The organism is Streptomyces sp. NPDC096013, assembly GCF_044763565.1.
Lineage (GTDB): Bacteria > Actinomycetota > Actinomycetes > Streptomycetales > Streptomycetaceae > Streptomyces.
In genome coordinates this window covers 116,981-132,887 of the sequence record NZ_JBIWGK010000012.1, presented here as the reverse complement: position 1 = coordinate 132,887, position 15,907 = coordinate 116,981, and the positions used below count along the sequence as shown (strand labels likewise).

Genomic DNA, 15,907 nt, shown 5'->3' with positions numbered 1-15,907 from the left:
CGCGCGACGACGACGACGCCGTCGCGCGTCTCGGCGCTCGTCTGGTCGTCGAGACGGCACCGCGCGTCTGCAGATCGGCTGCGGGCCACCAGATGGCGTGTGCGAGTGCCCGGGTTGACCACTAGGGGGCGTGCCGCATCGGCCCCGTGACACCTGTCGATGACCCGTGAGCTGGGGCAGGCAGACACCCAGTCGACTACCGCAAGGAGAACACGTGACCACCCAAATCACGGACCAGTCATCCGCCCAACCGGTCGGACCGCCCCCGCCCTTCGACTCGGAGCTCGCTGCCGTCCTTGAGATCCTGACCAGCCTGCGCTCCCCCGACGCCTACCGTTTGGACCACATCGCTGAGATGCGCAAGCCCGTCCCCGGCGTGGAGACCCCGACCGACGGGGTCCTCCTGCGCGGTGACACCTACAGCGTCGAGGAGCGCGTGGTGCCAGGGCCGGACGGGGAACCGGAAATCGCGCTGCTGATCTGTCTCCCGAAGCACGCGGCGACCCCGATCGCGACGATCTACCACATCCACGGCGGCGGCATGATCGTCGGAGTCAACCGGTTCGGCTTGGTCGAGATGTTGAACCTGGCCGAGCCGATGGGCATGGCCGTGGTCTCGGTCGAGTACCGGCTCGCACCCGAGACACCCCATCCGGGTCCCGTCGAGGATTGCTACGCGGGCCTGGTGTGGGTGTCGGATCACGCCCACGAACTCAACATCGACCCTGAACGCATCGTCGTCGGCGGCGCGAGCGCCGGCGGCGGCCTCGCGGCAGGTGTCACCTTGATGGCACGCGATCGCAACGGCCCGGCAATCCTGGCCCAGCTGCTCCTCTCGCCGATGCTTGACGACCGCAACGACTCGCCCTCTGCCCAGCAGATGCGCGGCATCGGTATCTGGGACAGCTCCTCGAACGAGACCGGAGGAACGCGCTCCTCGGCGACGGCGTGCGCGGAGGACCGGACGTGTCCCCGTACGCTGCGCCTTCCCGCGCGGCAGACCTCTCCGGTCTGCCGTCCACGTTCATCGACGTCGGGTCGGCCGAAACGTTCCGGGACGAGGACGTCGCCTACGCAAGCCGCATATGGCAGGCGGGCGGCCGCCTCGAACTGCACGTGTGGCCGGGTGGGTTCCACGGGTTCGACGTCGTGGTCCCTCATGCCGTGATTTCGCAGGACGCCATCGCCGCCCGAGCGGCCTGGCTGCGCCGTCAGCTCTTGGTCTGACACGCGGCCTCGGCCAGGTAATCGGTCCAGGTCCGGATCGGTGAGACGGTCGCGGAGTTCGCCTTCGGCTCGGCTGGGGCGTTGTGCCGGCGTACGTATCTGGCGATCGCGGTGTTCTGCTCGGTGTGGCTGCGGTGCTCGGCGCCGTTGGGGCCGTCCTGGACTTCACCCTCTGGGATACCCAGGATGGGTGTCCGCGGCCCGGCGCTGCGGCGTGTGTCGCTCAGGAAGTCGCGTGCCAGTCGGCGGCGACCGGCACACTCGCCTCCCAGACACAGGGCGCCTCGTCGGAGAGCAGGAATGCGGTGACGTTCGCGTTCTCCTCTACCGCGCCGCGCCGCGTCATCGGCAGGGTCTGCGGGAAGTGGCTCAGGGTCTCCGTCGAGAGGGTTTGGAGCATGTGAGTGTCGATCGAGCCCGGCATGACCCCGTTGCCCGGAAGTCGCGATCACTGAACTCCATGGCGACCGCCATCTTCGCGCCGCGCGGCGGATGTGGGCACAGGTGAGGGGCGGCGGGGCATCCGAGGCGAAGGGAGTGGGCCGACCACGCTTTTGGTGCCGCCCGTCGACGTCAAGAAGATTCTCTTGGCCCGGGTCGTACACGGCACGAGGTTTCCGCCACGGCGTCGGCGCCGCTGATATCGCGGCGTCCAAGTCGGCCTTGTGTAGGTCTCGACCAGCAGCACGTCCCGGCCTGCGAGACGACCGTCCGGTCGCCGCCGTCGATGTGAACACACGGGTACGGCGCGACACACTTCTTCACCTGGAGAGTGCTTCTTTCCGTGCAGCCAACAGGACTCTGGACAAGCCCCATCGTTGCAGTTCAGGAGCACTTTCTCCTTAATTTGATCAAGTCTCGGCGCCTCAACTCGTGAAAGCGCGCGGCTAGCCACCACGACCGCTGAGACGGGGGGTAGGCCAGGGACCTCACTGGTGTGATCGCAGGCGAGCGTGCCGGAGGCTGTCGGATGTGGTCCGATTTCGCCGTGCGGTCGGTAGCAACCTGACCGCTAGCGTGGCTAGGGCTGATGTCGTGCGAAGAGGACCGCGCCTGGAACGCTGTCGTCGGGGTCGATCAGTATGTGGGCCTCGACGGTGAGCCAGGCATCGCGTAGCCAGGCCGCCACGTGGTCAGGCTGGCGGCGGTGAACGTGGACGTTCATCGGGTGGCCGCCGTAGCGCTGCGTCTTCAGTCTCGACCCGTCGCCGACGTGGAAGCCGAGCAGGAGTGGTCCGCCGGGACGCAGCGCGCGCCGGAAGTGGCCGAAGACCGCGGGCACTGCTTCGTCGGGGACGTGAATGAGCGACCGGAAGGCGAGCAGGCCGGCGACTGAGGCATCGGGCGAGGTCGAGGTCGGTCACCGCATGGTGACCGTGCTGATGTCGCTGGGTGCCGTGGAGGGGTTGTGGGTGACGGCCGCGGGGGTCTTGCTGGTCTCGCAGGGCATGGGTGCGGCCACGGTTAGAGGTACGAGGGCAGCGAAGGCCGCGGGCACGACGGCGAGCGCAGGCTTGCGCAAGGCGTCCCTGCTGCCTCACCACATGGTGTGCGATGGCTCCGGTGCGGAGTTTGTCGTGGCTCTCACCCGCTCGCTGCCCTGGATGTCCGGCCGGGGTCGTAGGGCGTCGGCTGTCGACATCGGCCAGGGCAGTCATGCGCTGCCACAGTGTCTCCAGTGCCCGCACCCACGCGTCGCCGACGGGGCGTGGGTGCGGGGTGGCCAGGCGGTCGTTCCCCGTGGTGAAGGGTGCGCTAGGGCCGGTTGAGGGTGATGGAGTTGATGGGCGTGAGGTTCTCGTAGGTCCAGTCGTCCTGGTAGAGGGTCTCGTAGCAGTTGGTGCCGCCGTAGTTGTAGCAGAGGCTGGCGGAGGCGTCGCCGTACTGGTTGTTGAGGACCCAGTGGTCGCCGTACTGGTTGCTGAGGTTGTGGTAGCCGTAGCTGGAGTACTGGACCGTCGGGTGCGGGTTGTTGAAGGGTTCGACGCCCTCGGGCCAGATACACACGTTGCCGGACCTGCATCCGTACACCGTGGAGTCGCCGGCGGGCGCGGCCTGTGCGGCGCCGCTCATCGCCACCACTGCCGTGGCCGCGGTCGCGAACGCGGCGGCGGCACTCATCACCTTGCGCATGTTTCCCCCTCATGGGCCGCCTGCGTCATCGCAGGCGGAGTTTCGAGTTGACGGGTTTGCTGTTGCCCGCTTGGAGGTCGGCCGGAAGCGCGGGCGCGGGCTGGCCAGGCCGACGCATGAGGCCTTCTGGGCGAAGTTCCCGCGTCGGGTTCTGCTTTAGTAGCTGTTTAGTGGCTGAGGTGGCAGTCGGAGATCCAGCCGGTCGCGCGCGTGTCCTCGTCGGTGGTGTTCCACCAGACACGCGACCCGCCGTCAGGGCACGTCACCCACTCCTTCAGCACACTGCTGTTGTAGTCGAGGCAGTCGTCGCTGTAGCCGACCCCCGCGATCGAGGTGCCGACCCCTGGCGCACTGTGGATGTCGTCTTCGCCGGTGAAGTGTCCGTACTTCAGCGGTCCAGCCGGACTGTGCTGCGCCTCAGTGCCGGTCGTCGTACGCGGGCCGTTTGCGGCGGTTGCTGGTCCCGTGGTGAGTGCGACAGTGGGACTGCGCACAAGCCCGCTGCAACGGCCGTGATCACGCCGCGTCCCCCCTGTTTCGCGTGGTCATCAAGCTCCAACCCCCATGACGAGTCGCAGCGGTTGGTCGATCCGCTACCTACGGCATACTTCCCGCGAAGACCTGTCCGCCGCCATGTTTTCGACCCTCGTCGAAGTGTCGCTTCGACCATGCGACGAGACATCCCAGACGGCGTCATACGGAGCTCTAATTCCACACCTGTACGAGGTGAAGGCCGGGACAGGCTCGCCCCGCCTTTTTGGAGCACCCTGCGGCGAGCACCGCGGACGAGCCCGACCTACTCTTCCGCCATCTCTGCCTGGCACCGGTGGGTCGTCGGGCGGAGGGACATTGCCTCCCCGCGGGCGAAGTGAGCGGAGGCCGGGGCTGGGACGATGGGGCCCGGCCTCCGTGTCTCACGGGTTCCACGGAGGGACCTGGCCGCTTCACCCACCCATCGAGGTGCCGGATGAGTGAAATAGGCACATCCAATGTGTGAGTTCGGATGTTCGTCGGTGTTAGTGCTGTTACTCTGCGGGGGAGTTGAGTACCGGGGAGGATAAGTGGGTCAGCCGCCTCAGGCAGGGGAGCCGACATCGGCCAGTGACGCCCGCAGGGATCTCTACGGCTTGGTCAAGGCCGCCCAGCACGACGGTGTCACCACGCTGATCCACAAGTTGGTCAACAAGGGGGTGGAGCGTGTTCTGCTGGCTCCGCTGGACCGGTTCCCGGCGGCCAGGAAGGCCGGCGCGTTTCCCGTCTGGCCGCTCAGCGCGGCGCAGAAGGAATTCGGCACCCTGATCAGCCGGGCGGCCGGGGGAGAGCCTCAGGTCCTGCGTCGGAACAGTACGCCGATCGCCGTGCTGATCCCTGCCGATCCCAACGAGCTTGCCCTTTCACCCGACACGGCCGCGCCCGAGGGCACGGCGACCGCAGGAGGTGCGGTGCCCACTCAACCCACTCCCACCCGTGAGCGCGGCCGGCGTCTCGCCACCCTCGGCGATGCCATCGGCGCCGTCCTGGCCACCGGGTCGGCGCCCGGCCTGCCGTTCGGTCTCGCGTGTCTGGACGAGGCGACCGGGGGCCTGCACCCGGGCCGCCTGGTCCTGGTCGCGGCCGAACCGCAGGTGGGCGGGAGCCTGATCGGCCTCGCCGCCGCCCGCGCCGCGCTCGCCCGGGGCGCCCGCGTCCTGTACGCGGCCTCGGGCCCGAGTAGCGCGGACATCACGCGCCGCATCATCGCTGCGGAAGCCGGCGGCGACTACGCTCGCCTGCGGACCGACGTCCTCACCCAGGACGAGCAGCAGGTCGTCGAGCGCCTGCGCCACGCGCCACTGCTCATCGACGACGGCAGCGACCTGACCGCCGAGGCCATCGCCGACACCGCACCGCTCGCCGACGACCTGGCCCTCGTCGTCGTCGACCGCCTGCAACGCGCCCACAACCCCCGCCTCCCGCTCTCCGGCGAGCACCTGCCCAAGGCCAGCCAGGTCCTGCGCGAACTGGCCCGCAGCCAGAACGTGCCGGTCCTCGCGGTCGTGGACACCGACGACCCGGCCCTCGTCAACCTGCTGGACGCCGACGTCATCCTCACCCTCACCCACACGCCGGGCCAGCAGACGACGACCGTGACAGTCGCCGAACGCGACCTGGGCACCATCGCCACCACCACCCTGTGCCCCGATCTCGCCCACGCCCGCTTCCTCGACACCAGCCCCACCCCCGCCACGGCCGCCCCGACGCCGGCCACCGGCGCGAACGAGGCCGCCGAGGCGCTCCCGGACACCGTGGGCACCGCGGCCGACCACCAACTCGCCGAGGCGGCCCTGCCGTTCACCTCGGGCGCGGTCAAGGGACTGCCTGCGGAAGCGACCCGCCTCCTCGCGGCTCTCCGCAGCGCCCTCGCGGGCGCGCACGTGAAGGATCTCGACGATCTCCACGCCCCGCTCACGGAGTTGGCCGTGGCCGGGCTGCGGACACCCGACAGCGCCGAAGGCCGCCGACTCGCCGCCGCGCTGCACGCCTACATCGCCTCCGCCGCCACGGAGGAGCCTTCCGGGTCTGCTTCCGCTCCTGCGGGCGCGGTCGCGACGGCCGCCGAGGATGCCGATGAGGTACGCCGGGATGACGATGACGGTCTGGTCCCGGGTGATGAGCAGGACGAGCCGGAGGGTGCGGTCTTCCCGGCCCTGCGGATCCTGAAGGAGTCAGTGGCGCGGTCGAAGATGCACCCGATCCCGGTCATCCGCACCGAGGACCGTGGGGCCGGGCCCTGGCCGTTGATCAGTGAGGACATGGACGGTGAGCCCGGCTGGGTCCACCCCGACGTCACCAGGACCCGCCGCGCCCACGAGCGCAACGGCAAGCGAGTGCGGCGCGACCAGCTCGACGTGCCCGCCTCGTTCGGCGACGGCCTGATGTGCCTGATCGACCGCAACGGCTCCTTCCCCTCCGCGTGTTCCGCGGTTCCGCTCGCGCCGAACAAGCTCCTGCACACCGGGCCCCTGGACGTCTTCGACAAGAGCCAGGCCGGTATCTACCAGATCACCGTCCCGGCCTGGGCTTACCCGGATATGCCGCACCCGCTCGGACGCCTCGCCGAGCGGCCCGACGAGCAGGGCCGTGTCTGGGTGACCACCCCGCACATCAAGATGCTCGAACGCCTCCATCGCGACGGCCACCTCACCAATCCGGTGAGGATCCACGACTCGTGGACCGGCAAGGCCAATGAGTCCCTGTTCAAGCCGTTCTATCAAGCCACCAAGGACGCCCGCACCGAGCTGCTCCAGAGCGGAGGCGAGTCGTACACGAACTACAAGACGCGTCTGTCGATCGCGCTGCGTCTGCTGTGGCCCAAGCGGCCGGAGTCGCGGTCGCCGTTCTGGCGGCCGGACTGGCGTATGAGCGTGGTCGCCGAGGCCTCCGTACGGCACTGGACCGTCGCCTTCAAGGCCGTCCAGGCGGGCCACCAGCTCATTGCCCTGCGCAACGTGGATGCCGCGATCTTCTGGGTCCCCGACGAGACGGCGCCCGACACCTACCGGGTGGGGACGGGGTTCGGTGAAGTGAAGGCCAAGTTCATCCAGCCCGGCACCTTCATTCCCGAAGGTGACGACTGATGGCCGGGCCCACCGACCGCGGTGGATCCCTCGGCGCCGCCCTCAACAACCTCCTGCGCACCCAGGTCACTCCACGCCACCGCCTGTCCACCTACACCGCCAAGCACTGGCACGCCCAGCTCAGCCAGCTCACCGGCACCCGCCGCGGCTACGAAGCCCTCGAGACCGCCGGCCTCGACGTCCGCCCCGACACCCTCATCAAGTGGCTGTCGGACGCCGAGTACAACGTGCGCCGCGGCTACCGCGACCTCATCCACACCGCCTACGAGAACGTCGCCTTCGTCCCCGCCGAACCCCTCACCGACACCGTCAAGAACGGCACGTACGAGATCAGCGGCCTGGTCAAGACCGGCGCGGACGAACGCGAACGCGGCAACCGCCGTGCCGCCCCCCTGCGGATCGACGCCAGCCGTGGCGACTGGAGCGACATCGAGACCCGGTGGCTGGCCGGCGACCTGCGCGACGACGACCTCGAAGACCTCTTCATCGACGAGATCATCGTCTCCGACATCGGTGCGGGCACCGACGGCTGGGAGTTCGGCGGCAGCTCGTACTCCGTCGAGCTCCGGTGACACACCGGGTGCTGACAGGGTCTACGGCCCCATCGCGCTTTCGCCCGGTGCGGAACCGGCGATGTTCACTCCCGTCCCGCTGACGTCAGCCCGCGTCGAAGAGTCCGATGCCGCGGCCTTGACCGGGGGAACGCACTGAGCGCCGTAGCCGAGCAGCACGGATCTCTCCGCTGCCCGCCCGCACCGCCTGGACCAGCTTCGCGCCGGCCGCCCGTGCCGTCCCACCACCGCAAGAAGTCAATGGTGCGCCTGCTGACGGTCGTTGACCTGGTCCCAGTGCCGCGGCACCGCCACGGTTCTGGAGTGGCACCTGTGGTCTGCGGAGTTCGATCACCCGATGTCACGCTCGGTGGCCGGCCCTGGTGTCACCGCTTGAGGGAAGGTGAACAGTTCCTCGGCATCGCAGGCGGCCTTGACGTGCTGCATTCTCGGATAGTTCTCGCCGTGGTAGGCCACCGCCCAGTCAGTGAGTTCGGGATCCATGCCGTTGGTGTAACCGCCGGTTCCAAGGTAAGGGTGCATGTCGGCGTGGATGTCACGCAGCCAGGTGAGTCTGCGGTCGACGTGGGTGCGGTCGGTGAACTGGTGCCAGTAGGAGTGGTACTGAACGACGCCGACGGCCGAGCGGTGGGGGAAGGCGGTCGCGTTCGGGGGCCGGTCGTCGACCGCACCTCCGAGGGCGTCGATGAGCAGGCCGCCGGCCCCGCCCACGCCGGTGAACCGGTGCAGCTGCTCAAGAGCCGCAGCCATCTCGGCTGCCGCACCCGGAGGGAGGGGTTCACGCACGATGTGCGACTTGGCCGCGAAGGCGACCCGGGGTCCGAAGGTGCCGCCACCCCAGCGGTCCGCTTCGCTCGCGGCCCGCGTGTAGTCACAGGGGACGATGACCCGGCCGGTCTCGGGCCGGCCCACCGCGGCGGCCAACCGGTCCAGCACCGGCTCGAGTTCACCGGGCGTGCCGATGAAGGTCCCGGTGACGGTGGGCAGGGAGGGCATGCCTGAGTCGCTGAGCTGCTCGAAAGCACAGCACACCGCACGCGTCGTCACCGGGTCGGCATTCCAGATCGTCCAGCCCTGGATGACGGCCGCGACCGCGGTGGCGGGCCAGGTGACCATGAATCTGGTGAAACTCAGGTCACGGATGTCCTCGGTGGCGAACTCCAGAGAGGTGACCGCGCCGAAGTTGCCTCCGCCTCCCCCGCACAGAGCCCAGAACAGGTCCTCGTCCTGGGACGCCGAGTCGGGGCGCACGCGGCGGACGCGGCCGTCGGCGGTGACGATCTCGACTTCGGTCAGGTGGTCGCAGGCCAGCCCCCATGCTCGGGTGAACGCGCTGAGTCCTCCACCGAGGGTGACCCCGGCCAGGCCGATGGTGGGGCACCGGCCGAGCGGCAGCCCGGCTCCTGCCGCGGCCAGCGCCAGGTGAGCCTGTCCGCCCTTCACGCCCGCGCCGAACAGCGCCCGCCCGCCGCCCACGCTGGTGGCGTTGAGTGAGCTGACGTCGAGGACGAGCCCGGGGCCGGTGGAGTATCCGGCATAGCTGTGCCCGCCGGAGCGCAGAGCCAGCGGTACGCGGCCGGTCCGGGCGAAGTTCACGCATTCGACCACGTCCTCTACGTCGGCCGGGTAGGCGATGGCCTGGGGGCGGATGTCGTCGAAGCGTTGGTTGACCAGGAGTCGGGCTTGTTCGTAGGCGGCCTGCTCCGGTTGGAGCAGCACACCGTTCATGCCGGCCTCCAGGGCTGACCAGTTCGTCCTGGAGGAGCTGCGGGGCTTCCGGCGGACCGGCGCAGCGGGGATGCGGGCGCTGCGCAGGGCCGACAGGGTGTGGATGTCCGTGAGCACCGGATAGTCGAACGGCAGCGGGCGCGGGCCCACCTGGTCGGGCACTGAGGTGAAACCACCGTCGGCGTCCTGTCGGCGCAGCAGACAGGTAACCGCCCGGCTGAGGGTGAGGGGATCACCGTGCCGTGCCAGGACGGGCACGGCTTGGGCGGTGGAGAGTACGTCGCTGGGATCGTCGGGGTGCTGGCCCCAGCCGCCATCGGGGTGCTGCGTCTGTGTCAGGCGGGCTACTGACCGGGCGGTGGCGGCGACGATCCGGGCAGTGAGATCCGGAGTTGATGCCGGGACGGCGTGCAGCGCGTCCATGGCGCGGAGGATGGCGCTGGCCTCGCTGACCGTCCAGCTTCGCTCGAACGATCCGTCCGGAAGCTGTGCGTTCAGGACGAACTCCAATGCGCCGGCGAGCAGTCGCTCGTGCTGTGCGGCGTCGGGGGCCAGCGCGAGGATCGCTCCGGCGGTCATGTCCAGGTCCGGTGAGTCTCCGTGCACCCAGGTCGGGAAGCCACCGTCCGGGCCTGCGATCTCCGTCAGGTACCTGGTCGCCTTCTCCAGCGTCCGGCGGCGACGGACGGGGGCGGCGGCGTGCAGAAACTCCATGCACCGGGTGGTGGTGTCCACATCGGTCTGCTGCATCCCGGTGGCGAACGGCCAGCCCCCGTCCGGAGCCTGCCAGGCCGCCACGTGATCAGCCATCCGGGCGACGAACGGCGCCAGAGTGTCCTCGCGGGTGAAGGCGAGGCCCGCCACGGCGGTCAGCCACAGATCCTGGCTGTCCAGGAACGGCACACCGTCGTCGGCGTTGATGGCGAGGCAGAGCCGAAGCACGCCGTCTTCGACCGCCCTCGCGCCGGGCCGGAAAGTGCGCAGCGCGTGCAGGCCGAGCAGGTGGGTGGTCGCGCTGGCCTCCCACAGCATCCTGTCGCGTCCCGAGGACAAGAGCGACACCAGACGATCCCGTTCCGTGTCGGTGACCGCGTGTGGACGGCCGCAGGCGTGCGCGTGGATGACACGGGTCGACAGGACGTGCACATCGGTGAAGGTGGTGATGCCCTCCGGGCCCACCGGCGCGGGAGCATCCTCGTGGTCGAGGGGCGAGCCGCACAGCAGGTGCAGCACGGTCGCCAACATCACGGCTTTGAGCCGCCCGCGCCCCACAGTGCCGCCGCTGACAGTCATGGCCACATCCGCGGCCATTCCCCGCGCACGACCGGCCATACCTGCCGGGTCAAGGCAGGCGTCGATCAACAGGGCGTCCACCCGGCTCGCGCCGCGCCGACGCCTGTTCAGGAACCCGGCGAGCCGCTTCTGCTCGCCGGGTTCGACACCGAGATCACGCAAGAGCGCCAGCAGCAGTGTGGACTCCAGCACCCGGCTGCCGCACCGATCGTCCACGCTGCCGCCCGCATCCACGGCGACGGCCAGATGCTGTGTGAGCGCGCGCACCCCCCGCTCATGAGCATCGGCGGTGATGCCGCCGCCTGCCGGGTTGCGGTGGGTCTCCCGCTGCCAGGCAAGCGATCCGTCCCGCACCCGGCGGATCAGCGCCGCCCGGTCGCCGTGTGCGGCCCGGTCGAAATCGCCCATGCGCTCGGCCAGCATGATCCGGGCCAGTGAAGCCGCCCGGGACCGGCTGCACCGGTTGTGGCGGGCCAGCACACCGACGAGATTGTCCGCGCCTTCCTCGAATTCACGTGGCGCCGACCGTAGATCGTTGGTCCAGGCGATGATGTCGGCGGCGGCTTCCCGTAGTCCAGCGAGTTCACCCGCCACCGGCAGGGCCCGTTCCATGACGGCGAGCAGCGGCAAGACAGTGATCGTGCGCCGGCGCAATGCCACGTAGTCATCGAGCCCGAGCCGTTCACCGGCGGCGCGCAAGCGCATCTCGGTGCACGTCGCGTCGGCGAAGTCCCGGTACAGCGCGAGGAAATGGTGCCTCCACCCCGGCCGGGCCGCGATCCTGGTGCGCTCCCACAGATCCGCGAGCGCGGGCACCGCGGGTACCGCCGAGCCCGCATAGCTGGTCCCGTCCGGCGCGCCGAGCACGTCGAGCAGTTGGTCCAGTACAGCCCGGACCTGTTCCGGTGACTGGCCGTGCTGGTCAAAGCTGTCGTCGACCAACGCGATGAAGGCACCCCACTGCGCGAGAAGGCCCAACTCGGCCGGGGTCGCCCGGGGGGCCAGCCAGCCGGCCATGCGCCCCTGCCCCATCCGCGCCAGCGCCGCGCATCCTCCTCGCCTGGGACGAGGCCGTGCCGTGACGCCCAGGAGCGGGCCTCGCGCTCGGCATCAACCCAACCTGGACTACACATGGCTATCGCTTGAGTGCTCTGTGTGAACATTGCTGGAGAACCTACCGGAATGGGGCAATCCAAGGACCCCTCCGAGCAGCCCGGCCAGGGGCGGACCGTGGTGTACCCCACGACCAAAAGTGCGTCCATGCGCCCCCGGCTGGCGGGTACGCGATGCGAAAAGCCCTCACTACACGGGGAAGGTGCGGGTCGACCAGACCCGTAAAGCAACGGCATGACTCTGTTGGTGATCTTGACGGGTGGTGACGGCGGATGCTGGTGGTGGTTGGCTGGTCGCAGGCGGGGCGGCCTTGGTTTTGGGGCGGTGGACAGTGTCGATGCGTCCGGCAAGTTTCCAGCGGATTCCTCCGATGACGGTCCGCACGGCGTGGGCGGCGTGGGCGGTGTGTCCGAAGGGGGACGCCGGTGATGCTGATGAGGGACCGGCTGGATGTGGTGTTCGCCGACGAGGAATTCACTCACTTGTATCCGTCCGATGGCCGACCGGGCTTCTCGCCTGGGCAGTTGGCACTGGTGTCGGTGTCGCAGTTCGCGGAGAACCTCTCGGACCGGGCGGCGGCGGATGCAGTGCGCACGAGGATCGACTGGACCGCTTGGTGGCGGCCGGCCTGCTCAAGGGGCGGGGCCGACAGCGTACTGATGCCACTCATGTCCTGGCGGCGGTGTGGCGGTTGAGCCGGCTGGAGCTGGCGGGTGAGAGCGTGCGGGCTGCGCTGGAGGAGATTGCCGAGGCCGATCCGGACTGGCTGATGCCGCTGGTCGAACCGGAATCGGCCAAGCGGTACGGCCGGAAGGTGGAGACACCCTTCCCCACCCCCCCCGCGGACTCGGGCGGCTACGAATACGTCACCGGGGTCACCGCGGCCCAACTCACCTTCCGCGACGTCGTCGTGGACCGGCTGCCCGTCATCGTCGCAGTGGTCGTAGCGGCGGCCTTCCTGCTGCTGCTCACCGTCTTCCGCAGTCTCCTGGTCGTTTTCAAGGCGGCCCTGCTCAACCTGCTGTCGATCGGCGCCGCGTACGGAGTCGTCGTCGCGGTCTTCCAATGGGGCTGGGGCGGCTCCCTGTTCGGCGTCGACGAACCCGTCCCGGTCGAGTCGTACGTGCCGATGATGATGTTTGCCATCGTCTTAGGCCTGTCCATGGACTACGAGGTCTTCCTGCTCTCCCGGATCCGCGAGGCGTGGCTGCATACCAAGGACAACCATCTCAGCGTCGCGACCGGCCTGGCCGGTACCGCCCGTGTCATCACCTGCGCCGCCCTCATCATGACCAGCGTCTTCCTCGCCTTCCTGCTCTCCACCAACGTGATCATCAATATGCTGGCGCTGGGCCTGGGCCTGGGCCTGGGCCTGGGCCTGGGCCTGGGCCTGGGCGTCAGCGTCATCGTCGATGCCACCCTCGTCCGGCTCGTCCTGGTCCCCTCCACCATGTATCTGCTCGGCCGCGCCAACTGGTGGCTGCCACACTGGCTCGACCGGCTCCTGCCGCACCTCGACCCCGAAGGCCCTGGCTCCGCCACCGCTCAGGACACCGCCCGGGCCGCCGTTCCGGCCGTTGCGGGGGACGAGCAGTGATCCGCGACATGTTCAGGCGGCGCCGTGTCCTCTCGGTGACGGCGGCTGCCCTTACGCTTCTGCTTCTCGCCACGGCCGCTGCCGAACTCGCCGCCCGCACGCTGCTGCACAGCCGCCTCTCCGCCGCGGTGGGCCGGACCCTCGGCAGGGACACCGATGTCGACATCGACGGCGGTCCGGCCCTGCTCGACCTCTTCGAACGGCACCTCGACGCCATCACCGTCACCAGCGGCGACGCCAGGTTGGGCCACATCCCCGACGTGTCCGTACACGCCCGCCTGGACGACGTCCGCCTGACCGGCAACCACTCGGGCACCGTCGCTCGAGCCCACGCCGACGTCGAGGTCCCCGCAGCCTCCCTGCAGAACATGACCACCCAAACGGGCGGCCGGCTCCCGGTCACGGGCGTACGCCTTGACGACCAAGCCGGCACCATCACCCTCGATCTGCAGGGTGGGCTCGGCCGGGCGACGCTGCAACCCCTCCTCCAGGACGGGCGCGTGACGCTGCGTCTGGAAGACGCCGAGATCCTGGGCAGCCCCGCACCCGCTGCGGTCGTCGACCGGATCCAGCACGGACTCACCAACCGCACCGACGCCGCCTATCCCCTGGGCCTGAAAGCGACAGCGGTCGACGTCACCTCCACGGGCCTCACGATCACGCTCGACGCGGCCTCACCCGGTTGCCCGGTACGAAAGGGGCGTAGTCGGCGTCTACGGGCGGCGGGACGGCCCACTCCAGGGTGTACCGGTGGGGAGGCGCGCGTGAGGGAGGAGGGTGCCGCAGAGTTCCGGGCACGGGTGCGGAGGTCGGCCAGTCCGCCGCGCTATAGGCGCTGAGGGCACAGGCCTCGGCCGTCGTCGGAGCCTCAGATGCGCGGTGGCCTCGGGCGCGACGTCCACGGCGGTGGCGTGCCCGTGTCGGCGAGGCCTTCGCGCCTCACTGCTTTCGGCCTCAGCGCGGGCCGAGAAGGCGCGCGGCCTGGGTCCGCCGGACCGCTGCCGATGGTGAGCGTGCGGGAGAATGGACCGTTGCAGGAATCGGAGGCGGTACTGGCCGGCACCAGGGTTGCCGCCGCTCCGACACGGGCTGCGCCAGGCAGCCCACCGTGCAGTACGTGACGGTCCGAGGACTGGCCTTGCCCACGTGCTTCTTGGCGAGTCGGGAGGCAGGGTCTCTCACCTTCCCAGCGGCACGCGACGACTGAGGAGGCCAGGCCCCTCGGGCTTCAGCATGCGGAGCAAGCCCACGCCTTCTACGACTTCCACGGCCGCGGAGTCGCCTCGGTGCCGGCCCCCGGAGCCCGGGAGGAGCCCGGCTGGGCGTTCGGAGTCCTCCCGTTGCCGGCGCGGGCTTGGGCCGGCGCCCCCTCGGCGGCAGCGGTCTGCCGGCGCAGCAGGCGGATCAGCGGTCCCGTGGCCGCCGTCGTGACGAGGGCCATGATGATGAGCAGCGCGTACAGGCGCGGCCCGATCAATCCGGCCTGCAACCCCACGTTCAGGACGATGAGTTCCGTGAGGCCCCGTGTGTTGAGCAGTACCCCGACCAATATCGAGTCCCGCCACGGCAGCCGGGCACCGCGTCGGGCCGACAGTGACCCGGCCGCCACCTTGCCTGCCACCGCGGCGACGCACAGTGCGAGAAGCAACAACAGGTCGGAGAGGCGGACTTCGCTGAGCTGGACCGACAAGCCCGAGACTGTGAAGAACACGGGCAGCAGCAGGCTTCCGGTCTCCTGAAGCGGGCGCAGCACTCGGCTGTCGGGAATTCCGTCGCGCTGACGGGGCATGACGACACCGGCCAGCAGTGCGCCGAAGATCACGTGCAGCCCGAGGGCGTTGGTCGCCCACGCCGAGGCCAGGGTCAGCGCGGTGGCGACGGGCACGGGATCGGTCAGTACGGAGCCCGGCCGGTTCATCCACCACACCAGCAGCCGTCGTACGGCGAAGACCATCACCAGTACGTAGGCCATCAGCAGTCCCGTCCTGGTGAGCCAGTCACCCAGGGAATCCCGTCCGCCACCGATCAGGCAGACCGCGAGGACGGGCCAGCTCAACATGTCGATGACGCCGGCGGCAGCCATCGCGATGGTGGCGGGTCGGCTGCCGGCGAGCCCTTGGTCCCTGATGATGCTGGCCAGTACGGGCACCGCCGTGATCGAGAGGGCGACCGCCATGTAGAGGCTGAAGTTCGCATCGACCGGTCGGCCGCCGTTGACGGAACGGAACGCCCCGGGGAGGAGTACGACGAGACCGGCTCCCATCACCATCGGCAGGGCGAAGCCGCTCAGTGAGACGGTGGACACCGCGCGGCGCTGACGGAGCTGGCCGAGGTCGAGTTCGTAGCCGACGGCGAACAGGAAGAGCGCCAGGGCTACTTGGGCCAGTGCCGTCAGGGCCGGCTTGATCTCCTCCGGGAACAGCGCCGTGTAGATGCCGTGCGGTGTCAGTCCCAGCAGGCTCGGGCCAAGTGCTATTCCTGCGAGCAACTGCCCTATGACCGGAGGCTGTCGGAGTCGGCGTGCCAGTGCGCCCAAGGCCCATGAGGCTGTGATCACCAGTGCCAGGGCCGCGAGGACGTGCGTGACGAGTGAGTCGGTGTCCACCGGTTCTCTTTTCCTTGTCTCG

General features: G+C 69.5%; 10 protein-coding genes and 2 pseudogenes. 7 read left to right on the top strand and 5 right to left on the bottom strand.

The features are described 5' to 3' along the window. Positions 1-214: 214 nt before the first annotated feature. Positions 215-1,227 (top strand): annotated as a pseudogene (locus tag ACIRB1_RS33645) (alpha/beta hydrolase). Positions 1,228-1,450: 223 nt separating this feature from the next. On the opposite strand, the gene ACIRB1_RS33640 reads toward ACIRB1_RS33645, so the two are convergent. Continuing rightward, positions 1,451-1,651: an SDR family oxidoreductase gene (locus ACIRB1_RS33640; protein ID WP_403468056.1), complete on the bottom strand. Its 201-nt coding sequence runs from the start codon at positions 1,649-1,651 to the stop codon at positions 1,451-1,453. Between the two features lie 723 nt (positions 1,652-2,374). On the opposite strand from ACIRB1_RS33640, the gene ACIRB1_RS33635 reads away from it, so the two are divergent. After that, positions 2,375-2,563 (top strand): hypothetical protein, encoded by a 189-nt coding sequence (locus ACIRB1_RS33635; RefSeq protein ID WP_403468055.1) that lies wholly within the window; start codon positions 2,375-2,377, stop codon positions 2,561-2,563. A gap of 419 nt (positions 2,564-2,982) precedes the next feature. On the opposite strand, the gene ACIRB1_RS33630 is transcribed toward ACIRB1_RS33635, so the two are convergent. Both ACIRB1_RS33630 and ACIRB1_RS33625 read right to left on the bottom strand, forming a co-directional pair. Beyond that, positions 2,983-3,360 (bottom strand): hypothetical protein, encoded by a 378-nt coding sequence (locus tag ACIRB1_RS33630; RefSeq protein ID WP_403468054.1) that lies wholly within the window; start codon positions 3,358-3,360, stop codon positions 2,983-2,985. Between the two features lie 167 nt (positions 3,361-3,527). After that, positions 3,528-3,854, bottom strand: a complete 327-nt coding sequence (locus ACIRB1_RS33625) for a hypothetical protein (protein ID WP_403468053.1) — start codon at positions 3,852-3,854, stop codon at positions 3,528-3,530. Positions 3,855-4,421: 567 nt separating this feature from the next. Here ACIRB1_RS33625 and ACIRB1_RS33620 point away from each other — a divergent pair. Next, positions 4,422-6,977 carry a type II toxin-antitoxin system prevent-host-death family antitoxin gene (locus ACIRB1_RS33620; RefSeq protein WP_403468052.1) on the top strand — a complete coding sequence of 852 codons (2,556 nt, stop codon included), beginning with the start codon at positions 4,422-4,424 and terminating at the stop codon, positions 6,975-6,977. Next, the gene (locus ACIRB1_RS33615) at positions 6,977-7,549 is read left to right on the top strand and encodes a hypothetical protein (protein ID WP_403468051.1); all 573 of its coding nucleotides are present in this window, start codon (positions 6,977-6,979) and stop codon (positions 7,547-7,549) included. Before ACIRB1_RS33620 ends, ACIRB1_RS33615 begins: the two co-directional genes overlap by 1 nt. A 330-nt stretch (positions 7,550-7,879) precedes the next feature. Here ACIRB1_RS33615 and ACIRB1_RS33610 read toward each other — a convergent pair whose 3' ends face one another. Continuing rightward, positions 7,880-11,587 (bottom strand): FAD-binding protein, encoded by a 3,708-nt coding sequence (locus tag ACIRB1_RS33610; RefSeq protein WP_403468050.1) that lies wholly within the window; start codon positions 11,585-11,587, stop codon positions 7,880-7,882. 524 nt (positions 11,588-12,111) lie between these two features. Between ACIRB1_RS33610 and ACIRB1_RS33605 the strand changes: the two genes are divergently transcribed. The 3 genes and pseudogenes from ACIRB1_RS33605 to ACIRB1_RS33595 all read left to right on the top strand — a co-directional run bounded on the left by ACIRB1_RS33605 (position 12,112) and on the right by ACIRB1_RS33595 (position 14,119). Further along, on the top strand, positions 12,112-12,378 hold the full coding sequence (locus ACIRB1_RS33605) for a transposase (RefSeq protein ID WP_403468190.1): 267 nt from the start codon (positions 12,112-12,114) through the stop codon (positions 12,376-12,378). Positions 12,379-12,491: 113 nt separating this feature from the next. Continuing rightward, a pseudogene (locus ACIRB1_RS33600) lies at positions 12,492-13,280 on the top strand (MMPL family transporter); the annotation flags it as partial. Further along, a complete protein-coding gene (locus tag ACIRB1_RS33595; RefSeq protein ID WP_403468049.1) occupies positions 13,277-14,119 on the top strand; it encodes a DUF2993 domain-containing protein in 843 nt (280 codons plus the stop codon). The pseudogene ACIRB1_RS33600 and the gene ACIRB1_RS33595, both read left to right, overlap by 4 nt. A 416-nt stretch (positions 14,120-14,535) precedes the next feature. On the opposite strand, the gene ACIRB1_RS33590 is transcribed toward ACIRB1_RS33595, so the two are convergent. After that, positions 14,536-15,885, bottom strand: a complete 1,350-nt coding sequence (locus ACIRB1_RS33590) for a cation:proton antiporter (protein WP_403468048.1) — start codon at positions 15,883-15,885, stop codon at positions 14,536-14,538. Positions 15,886-15,907 lie beyond the last annotated feature (22 nt).

Excerpts from the sequence above, each read along its gene's own strand:
- ACIRB1_RS33640 (WP_403468056.1), bottom strand. The coding sequence starts at position 1,651 with ATGCCGGGCTCGATCGACACTCACATGCTCCAAACCCTCTCGACGGAG.
- ACIRB1_RS33630 (WP_403468054.1), bottom strand. The coding sequence starts at position 3,360 with ATGCGCAAGGTGATGAGTGCCGCCGCCGCGTTCGCGACCGCGGCCACG.
- ACIRB1_RS33615 (WP_403468051.1), top strand. The coding sequence starts at position 6,977 with ATGGCCGGGCCCACCGACCGCGGTGGATCCCTCGGCGCCGCCCTCAAC.
- ACIRB1_RS33610 (WP_403468050.1), bottom strand. The coding sequence starts at position 11,587 with ATGGCCGGCTGGCTGGCCCCCCGGGCGACCCCGGCCGAGTTGGGCCTT.
- ACIRB1_RS33605 (WP_403468190.1), top strand. The coding sequence starts at position 12,112 with ATGCTGATGAGGGACCGGCTGGATGTGGTGTTCGCCGACGAGGAATTC.